The sequence below is a fragment of the Arthrobacter sp. NPDC058192 genome (genome assembly GCF_042883665.1).
Classification (GTDB): domain Bacteria; phylum Actinomycetota; class Actinomycetes; order Actinomycetales; family Micrococcaceae; genus Arthrobacter.
This window is the reverse complement of sequence record NZ_JBHVVJ010000005.1, coordinates 268,869-276,500: the sequence shown is the minus strand read 5'-3', so window position 1 is coordinate 276,500 and position 7,632 is coordinate 268,869. Positions and strand designations below refer to the sequence as shown.

General features: G+C 66.5%; 10 protein-coding genes. 6 read left to right on the top strand and 4 right to left on the bottom strand.

Annotated elements, in window-relative coordinates:
• Positions 1 to 621 (top strand): enolase C-terminal domain-like protein (locus ACFVVK_RS07720; protein WP_390265609.1); only part of this gene is annotated, 621 nt, incomplete at its 5' end.
• A 228-nt stretch (positions 622 to 849) separates the two neighbouring features.
• On the opposite strand, the gene ACFVVK_RS07715 is transcribed toward ACFVVK_RS07720, so the two are convergent.
• Complete coding sequence (locus ACFVVK_RS07715) at positions 850 to 1,059, bottom strand: hypothetical protein (RefSeq protein WP_390265607.1); 210 nt, start codon at positions 1,057 to 1,059, stop codon at positions 850 to 852.
• Positions 1,060 to 1,311: 252 nt separating this feature from the next.
• Here ACFVVK_RS07715 and ACFVVK_RS07710 point away from each other — a divergent pair, with 252 nt between their 5' ends.
• A complete protein-coding gene (locus ACFVVK_RS07710; RefSeq protein ID WP_390265605.1) occupies positions 1,312 to 2,094 on the top strand; it encodes a phosphatase PAP2 family protein in 783 nt (260 codons plus the stop codon).
• 74 nt (positions 2,095 to 2,168) lie between these two features.
• Here ACFVVK_RS07710 and ACFVVK_RS07705 read toward each other — a convergent pair whose 3' ends face one another.
• On the bottom strand, positions 2,169 to 2,456 hold the full coding sequence (locus ACFVVK_RS07705) for a MerR family transcriptional regulator (RefSeq protein ID WP_390265603.1): 288 nt from the start codon (positions 2,454 to 2,456) through the stop codon (positions 2,169 to 2,171).
• 138 nt (positions 2,457 to 2,594) lie between these two features.
• Here ACFVVK_RS07705 and ACFVVK_RS07700 point away from each other — a divergent pair, with 138 nt between their 5' ends.
• The 4 genes from ACFVVK_RS07700 to ACFVVK_RS07685 all read left to right on the top strand — a co-directional run bounded on the left by ACFVVK_RS07700 (position 2,595) and on the right by ACFVVK_RS07685 (position 5,745).
• Positions 2,595 to 3,023 carry an Hsp20/alpha crystallin family protein gene (locus tag ACFVVK_RS07700; RefSeq protein WP_390265601.1) on the top strand — a complete coding sequence of 143 codons (429 nt, stop codon included), beginning with the start codon at positions 2,595 to 2,597 and terminating at the stop codon, positions 3,021 to 3,023.
• 126 nt (positions 3,024 to 3,149) lie between these two features.
• Positions 3,150 to 3,575, top strand: coding sequence for a J domain-containing protein (locus tag ACFVVK_RS07695; RefSeq protein ID WP_390265599.1), 426 nt, complete (start codon positions 3,150 to 3,152; stop codon positions 3,573 to 3,575).
• 74 nt (positions 3,576 to 3,649) lie between these two features.
• Entirely contained in the window at positions 3,650 to 4,039 is a 390-nt protein-coding gene (locus ACFVVK_RS07690) for a hypothetical protein (protein ID WP_390265597.1), read from the top strand.
• Positions 4,040 to 4,185: 146 nt separating this feature from the next.
• Entirely contained in the window at positions 4,186 to 5,745 is a 1,560-nt protein-coding gene (locus ACFVVK_RS07685; protein ID WP_390265595.1) for a GH1 family beta-glucosidase, read from the top strand.
• Between the two features lie 9 nt (positions 5,746 to 5,754).
• On the opposite strand, the gene ACFVVK_RS07680 is transcribed toward ACFVVK_RS07685, so the two are convergent.
• Positions 5,755 to 6,825 carry an App1 family protein gene (locus ACFVVK_RS07680; RefSeq protein ID WP_390265593.1) on the bottom strand — a complete coding sequence of 357 codons (1,071 nt, stop codon included), beginning with the start codon at positions 6,823 to 6,825 and terminating at the stop codon, positions 5,755 to 5,757.
• 61 nt (positions 6,826 to 6,886) lie between these two features.
• On the bottom strand, positions 6,887 to 7,615 hold the full coding sequence (locus ACFVVK_RS07675; RefSeq protein WP_390265591.1) for a DUF72 domain-containing protein: 729 nt from the start codon (positions 7,613 to 7,615) through the stop codon (positions 6,887 to 6,889).
• Positions 7,616 to 7,632 lie beyond the last annotated feature (17 nt).

Sequence of the window (7,632 nt, the reverse complement as noted above, 5' to 3'; positions counted from 1 at the left end):
GTCCGCAACGAGTTCGGCCCGGAACTGCCTTTGCTGCACGACGGGCACCACCGGATGACCCCGATCCAGGCCGCCAAGCTCGGCAAGGCGCTGGAACCCTACGACCTGTTCTGGCTCGAGGACTGCACCCCGGCCGAAAACCAGGAGGCGCTGCGCCTGGTCCGCGCCCACACCACCACGCCGCTGGCCATCGGGGAGATCTTCAACACCGTCTACGACTACCAGAGCATCATCAAGGAACAGCTGATCGACTACGTCCGGGCCGCGTCCACCCACTTCGGCGGCATCAGCCCGCTGAAGAAGGTCATGGACTTCGCCGCGCAGTACCAGATCAAGTCCGGCTTCCACGGCCCCACCGACATCTCCCCGGTCGGGTTCGCCGCGCAGCTGCACGTGGGCCTGGCCATCCACAATTACGGGATCCAGGAATACATGCAGCACTCGGATGCGACGAACGAGGTCTTCGAACAGTCCATGACCTTCACCGACGGGTACCTGCACCCGGGCGACAAGCCCGGCATCGGCGTCGAATTCAACGAAGAAGCCGCAGCCGCCTACCCCTACCAGCAGGCCTACCTGCCCTACAACCGCCTCGTCGACGGCACCGTCCATGACTGGTAAGGCACGAGCCGTGACTGGCGGCCCGGCCCAACGGATGGGCTGGGGAACCTCCCGCTAACCCCGGCAACGCCGGGCCACGGGGCGTCCCGTCGAGGGCCCTGATCGGGCGCCAGGTACCCCCGCGTTTAGGGTGCAAAAAGGTCCCGGGCGGCGAGTCTATGCTCAGCCACCCGGGACCTGGTTTTGTGTGCCCGGATCCTCAGGATCGCCTGGGGCGCCTCATCCTGCTTAGTGGACGAGTTCCCGGGTCATGCCGAAGGGAACCTGGTCGGACAACGCCGCCGTGTAGTGCCCGGGCTTGTGCCGGGTGAGCAGGATGCCGTGGGTTCCGGTGGCCATGGCGACCTCCTGGAGCCCGCGCACGGCCTCTTCTAGCCGCTCGTCCAGCACGCGGCGGCTGTCGACCTGGATCTCGATGGTCTCGATGCTTGTTGTCATTGCACTATCTTTCTTGGAGTACTTGGAGTCGGCCCCAATAGTCGAAGCGACAATAACGTCATATTTATAGGGGCGTCAAATCACCGCTGGGAGCGCTTCCAGTCCGGAAACTGTGCCGCGGCGCCGGCCGCGGCACTGACCTGCGGTTCTATGGTTCAAGGCGGCCACCGGGCAACCCGGAGGCCCCGGAAGGGCCAAAGCGGGATAATCTTCAGCAGAGGATGTCCAGAAGTGTAGAGGCGGAGCGGGATCATGGCACAGGAGCAAACGGGGAAGTCGCAGGGCCGGTGGCGGGCCTTCCACGAGAAGTTCGTGGTGGAAGAACGGTTCATGAGCGCGGACGCCCGCAGGAATCTCTACCGCATCGCCGTCGCGCTGGTGGTCGTCGGCGTCGTGATGTTCTTCGTGATTCTGGCGAGTGTGGTGCAGCACGACGGCCTCTCCTCGGCCGACGAGCCCGTGCGCACGTGGCTCCTGACCCTGCGCGCAGAACCCACCACCATCATCATGATCATCCTCGCGATCGTCTTCGGACCCATCGGCCTGCCGATCATCGTCCTGATCGTGACGGTGGCCTGGGGTTTCCTTGCCAAGCACGCCTGGCGCCCGATGCTCCTTGCCGGCGCCATGCTGACCGGCGTGATCCTGGCGCAGGTGATCGGCCACATTGTGGAGCGCCACCGGCCTCCGATAAACCTGATGCTGTTCGGGGCAGACTCCACCTTCTCGTTCCCGTCGGGCCACGTCCTGGGGGCATGCGACTTCCTGCTGGTCACCACGTATCTGGTCTTTTCGCGCCGGAAGAACCCGATGGCCGCCGTCGTCGCCTTCATCGTGGCGGGAATCGGCATCTTCTTCGCCGCCGTCAGCCGCCTCTACCTTGGCTACCACTGGATGACGGATGCGCTGAGCGCCTTGACGATCTCCCTGGTAATCCTCGGGGCCACGATCGCATTGGACACCTGGCGCACCGCCAGGATTCCGGGCGAGCAAGTCACCGGCACGCTCTCGACGGCGGACAAGTCGCAGGAGTAGCGGCCGCCTCCTGACCCCCACCGCCTCCGCGCCCCCGCTGCCGAATTCGCTGTTCAGCCACAGCGACGGGCGGGTCAGCGCGAGCGGAGCCTCCGAAGTTCTGCCGCTAGCCTCGCGTTCGCCGCCTCGAGCTCGAGCACTTTAGCCACCCCGGCCAGGTTCAGGCCCTCATCCAGGAGCTCGCCGATCCGGCGCAGCACCTCGAGGTCGCCGTCGCTGTATTGCCGCGTGCCGCCCGCGGTGCGCTCCGGGGTGAGCAGCCCGCGTCGCTCATACAGCCGGATGTTCTGCTGCCCGGTGCCCACCAGCTCAGCCACCACAGAGATGGCATACACGGCCGCGGCCGCCCCGCGATGTGCCATGTCTTCTCTCCATCCCGATTGGATAATCCCCTTGCATCAGTGTGTCACCGGTGCTATAAAAAATCTATATCCACCACCATAGAAATGGTGCTGGATTGGAGAAGAACAATAGGCAGACTCACAGTGAAGGAGTGGGAAATGATGTTGATTCGTACGGACCCGTTCCGTGACTTTGACCGGCTCGCCCAGCAGGTGTTCGGGACTACGGCACGGCCCGCGGCGATGCCGATGGACGCGTGGCAGGAAGACGGCGAATTCGTCGTCGCGTTCGACCTGCCCGGCGTCGAAGTCGACTCGATCGGACTGGACATCGAGCGGAACGTTCTCACCGTCCGGGCGGAACGCCGGGACCCGACGCAACCCAATGTCGAGCTGACAGTCTCGGAGCGCCCGCGGGGCGTCTTCAGCCGCCAGCTGATCCTCGGCGACACCCTCGATACCGAGCGCGTCACGGCGCACTATGCAGACGGCGTCCTGACCGTCCGCATCCCCGTGGCTGAGCAGGCCAAGCCGCGAAAGATCGAAATCAGCCGTCCGCAAGAGAAGATGCACGAGATCGCCAAGTAGCCGCAGGGAAACGGGGCCGGGGCCCGCACCGGTGCAGGGAGAGACCTGCACGGTGCGGGCCCCGGCCGGCCGGCCATTCCGTACGGCATGCCGAGGGATTTTCCCCGGCCCCCACGGAGGTGGACGATGGAATTCAACCCCGACGAGCCCAACCCGGGGGCTGCACCCTCGACAGGCCCAACTTCGAGAGGCCCAGCAGCACAGCCCCTTCCGCTGCCGCATCCCGATTCCCGCGGCTACTACGCCGCGCTGCACATCTTGCCCGACGCGAGCCAGCAGGAAATCAGCCGCGCTTTCCGCGCTCAAATACGGCAGCGCCATCCCGACGTCGGCCCGTCCGGCGGCTCCGGTGGCCATGATGCCAGCGGGGTTCTGGCGGCCTTCGCCGTGCTCCGGGATCCGCGGACCAGGGCGGCCTATGACCGTGCGGAACACGCGGCTGTGGGACAGGCGACGCCGCCGGACGGGCCCCAGCGGATCCCCGTGCGCATCATCAGGCGCCGCGGCCCCCTGCTTCGGGTCTCTCCCGTGCGGTGGGAGAGGGGCCCGTGAGCGCACTGGCCCGCGGGGCAGTGTCCTGAAAATCAGTCGCCGACAGATCAAGATCAAAACGAAGGAGAAGGGCCATGAGTGCGTGGCGCCGCTATGATGCTCACCTGATGCCGGCCTTCCATGAACGGTTTGAAGAACGCTGGGGCGAAGGTACGGCACCGTTCCTGGACCCGGAGGCGCAGGAAGCGCCGCATCCCCGTGCGCAGTGGATCAACATCGACACCGGCGCGGCGCTGGCCGTAGTGCCCATCTGGACCGACGACGACAGCCAGCACCGGTCCTTCGGCATCTTCTACCTGCCGCCGGCCGGAGACATCTGGATACTGCGTCCGGGCTTCACGGAGTACCTGGAACCGTCAGCCAGCGAGGCTGAGCAGCTCGTGGCACTACGGAACGACGCTTTCAAAAAGGCTGTGGCCCATGCCAAGGACTTCCTCTTCGGACCCGAAACCTCCGGGTTCTGAGCCCGCTGCCGTGCCGCTCAGTAAATACACGCCAAAGAACCCTGATGCCGGGGCGCGGCGTCGCGGCCACGCCCCGGGTCGTGGCGCCCGTTCCGGGGGAGGCCTAAGATCAGTCAACCACCAGCGAAACTAGACAGAGGTCCTCGATGAACGCTTCCGCCCAGGAATTGGCTGCCCTTCTGCCGCCCGGCTTTACCCTGGGGGTGGCGACGTCGGCCTTCCAGATCGAGGGTGCTCTCGATGAAGATGGCCGCGGGCCCTCGGGGTGGGACGTCTTCGCCGCGAAGCCGGGGACGATCGTGGAGGACCATAGCCCAGCCATTTCCTGCGACCACTACCACCGGATGCCCGAGGACGTGGCACTGATGAAGGACCTGGGGATCGATTCGTACCGGTTCTCGCTGTCGTGGTCCCGAATCCAGCCCGGCGGCACGGGCCCCGTGAACCCGGCCGGACTGGATTTCTATGACCGGCTGATCGACCTGTTGCTCGCCAACGGCATTTCGCCCATGGCCACCCTGTACCACTGGGACACCCCCTTGCCGCTGGAGGAGGCCGGCGGCTGGATGAACCGGGATACGGCCTACCGGCTGGGGGAGTTCGCCGCCATCGCTGCGGCCGCGTTCGGTGACCGCGTTGCCCGCTGGGTGACGATCAATGAGCCCGCCACCGTCACCACCAACGGCTACGCCCTGGGCATGCATGCTCCCGGCGAAGCGCTCATGCTCAAGGCGCTGCCCAGCGTGCACCACCAGCTGCTGGGGCACGGCCTGGCGCTCCAAGCACTGCGTGCGGCCAACGTTCGCGGCGAAATCGGCATGACCAATGTTTACTCGCCAATGGTCCCGGCCACCGTGAACCCGCTGGACAAGATCAGCGCCGGAATCATGGATGTGGCGCAGAACAGGCTGTACGCGGATCCCGTGCTGCTTGGCCAGTACCCCGACGTCGTCCGGGCGGCCACGTTCTTTTCCTCGTCCTTCAACCCGTCCAGCGAAGACATGGACCTGATCTCCCAGCCCCTGGATTTTTACGGCCTGAACTACTACATGCCCACCCGGGTCGGAGCGGGGCCCGGCGACGGCGCCATGCCGCCGGGCATGGCAGAGGCTATGGGGGAGGACCTCAGCGGGGCCCCCGGGGCCTTCCACGTCGCGTCGTTTCCCGATACCGAGACGACCGCCTACGGCTGGCCGGTCAAGCCCGAATACATCTCGGTAGCCCTGGCCGAGATGGCCGAGCGCTACCCGGAGTTGCCGCCGGTCTACATCACCGAGGGCGGGGCCAGTTTCGAGGACATCGTGGTGCGGGATGCCGCGACCGGCCGGCGGATCGTTCCGGATGAACGCCGGCTACGGTATCTGGCAGACCACATCCGCACGGCCCTCGAAGCCACCGGTACCGGCGGCGCCGCCGAGGCCGTGGACCTGCGCGGCTACTACGTGTGGTCGTTTATGGACAACTTCGAGTGGTCGGCAGGCTACAAGCAGCCGTTCGGGCTGGTGCACGTCGATTTCGACACCCAGGTGCGTACGCCGAAGGCCTCCTACTACTGGCTTCAGGAAGTGACCGCCGCCCGGAACACGGCGCGCCCCACCGTCGGGCAGCAGACGGTGACCGCCGACGGCGGACAGGAGGCGATGGCCGCCGACGTCGGTCAGCCTAAGGTAGCCGCCGCCGTCGTGCCGCCGATCCCGGCGGGCTGACTGACGCCCCTAGAGCAGGTTCAGGTCCTGCAGTCCTTTGGCGAGCCCTGCGCCGTCGGGGGAATGGATCCACGGGACGGACGATTCCGAGTGGTCTCCGGTGTCGGAATGGCCGCCGGCGAGGACGGCCTCGCTGACTGAGAGCTGCCGGATGCCGATCGCGGCCACCTGGTCGGGGTGCTCCTGCGCGAAGCCGGAGTAGATTTCTTCATCATGCTGACCGTTGTCGCCGAACAGCAGCCAGCGCATGTTCGGGAATTCCTCGGCGAGCAGGTCCAGGTTCCGCCGCTTGTGTTCCTGGCCGCTGCGGAACCAGCGGTCGTGGGTCAGGCCCCAGTCCGTGAGCAGCAGCGCGCCCGAGGGGTAGAGGTTCCGGGCGATGAAGCGGGCCAGGGTGGGCGCCGCGTTCCACGGCCCGGTGGACAAGTAGATCACCGGCGCATCCGGGTACTCGACCTTGAGCCGATCCATCAGCACGGCCATGCCGGGCGTCGCCATCCGGGCGCGTTCGTTCAGGACGAAGGTGTTCCACAGTGCCAGGAAAGGCCGGGGGAGGGCCGTGACCATGATGGTGTCGTCGATGTCCGAGACGATGCCGAGCCGGGTGTCCGGGGAGATGACGAAAATCCTGGCCTCGACCGGCTCCGTTCCTTCGGCCCGGAGCACGGCCGTGTGCCAGCCGGGGGCGAGGGACACCTGGACCACCGTGTCCACGAGCCCGCCGCGATCCGCATGCACCCGGGCGGTGACGCCGCCGATTTCGACCTCGACTTCGGTGTACTGGATCGGCACGCTCGTGAACGCCCGCCAGCCCCTGACATTCTGGGTCCCGTTCCGGGCGGCGCGTTCCGCCGCGCTGCCGGGCGTCGGCTTGCTGGTGAGAACCACCCTCCCCAGCACGCGCGCCCAGCTGGTGGAGCCGTAGCCCTGGTAGGCGATGGTCTGCGGGGCGAAACGCCAGCGTCTGGCCGTCTTCAGCCGCAGCCCGTTGAAGCTGTCCGAAACCCAGTGGGCAAGCCGGAAGACCTTCGTCCCGGTGACCAGTCGCTGCTGGTGTGAGTGCTGCGGCGCCAATTCCATGCATCCACTCTCCCACAGCCGCCAGCCGTTCGAACGGACCGCGTCGGGAGGTACGGCCGGTTCAGATGCCCAGCAGCCCCCGCAGCGTGAGGGCATTGCGGACGGCGTTGCCTTCGCCGTCGTTGTTGAAATATACGAAGACGTCCCGTCCGGCCGCCTGCCATTCACAGATCCGGGCCGCCCACCACCGCAGATCGTCATCCGAATACGAACCGCCATAGAGGTGCTGGTGGTCCGGTCCGTGCATCCGGACGTAAACGAACGGTGCGGTGGCGCGGAGGATGCAGGGGAGTCCGGCGCCGCTCATGACGCAATACGCGGCCCCGTGGCGTTCCAAGAGGGCATACACGTCGGGATGGTCCCAGCTGGGGTGGCGGAACTCGACGCTGACCCGGATCCATTCCGGCAGCGCGGCGAGGAAATAATCCAGCCGGGCGTCGTCGCGCGCGAAATTCGGCGGCAGCTGGACCAGCAGGACCGCCCGCTTGTCGCCGAGCTCGTGCCAGCAGCGGACGATCCGCTCCAGCCATACCTCGGGGGCGTAGAGCTTCTTGCCGTGTGTGAGGCCGCGCGGAGCCTTCACCGACAGGAGGAAACCCTCCGGCAAGCGGCGGCGCCAGCTGGCGAAGGAAACGTCCCGCGGCCAGCGGTAGAAGCTGGCGTTCAGTTCCACCGTCGTAAAGCGCGCCGCATAGTGTGCCAGCCGGTCCCGCGCCGGCAGTCGCGGCGGATAGAGCACGTGTTCCCAGTGGTCGTAGCTCCAGCCGGACGTGCCGATCTGCACTGTCACCGTGTTCCAGCCTCCGT